At 33.1% G+C, this 287-nt stretch carries 1 protein-coding gene; it reads left to right on the forward strand.

Translation table 11 applies throughout. The annotated features are described in order from the left end of the window. Positions 1 to 11: 11 nt before the first annotated feature. Positions 12 to 116 (forward strand): hypothetical protein, encoded by a 105-nt coding sequence (locus tag PZE06_RS29120; protein ID WP_483314107.1) that lies wholly within the window; start codon positions 12 to 14, stop codon positions 114 to 116. Positions 117 to 287: the final 171 nt, after the last annotated feature.

Consider the following 287-nt stretch of genomic DNA (forward strand, 5'->3'; position numbering starts at 1 on the left):
TAACTGGAAATATAACGGGAAAGGCTCTTGGAATCAACGAGGACGGTGTATTGAAAAACGAAGATGAAAATGGTGTGATTCATAGTATCTACTCTGCTGATATTGAGCTAGTATAAATAAATTTCCTAGCTTTTTTATGATCGAGTGTATACGAACATAATGATTCTGCTTTTATCTGTTTTTAACCTAAACCTAAGCAATCCAGTTAGTAGAATAAGGAAATTGTAACCTTCAACGTTGTATATCTATATGATTCACATCAATGAATCATGATCGTGAATAGGTGA

The sequence above is a fragment of the Robertmurraya sp. DFI.2.37 genome (genome assembly GCF_029211245.1).
Taxonomy (GTDB): domain Bacteria; phylum Bacillota; class Bacilli; order Bacillales; family Cytobacillaceae; genus Robertmurraya; species Robertmurraya methanolica_A.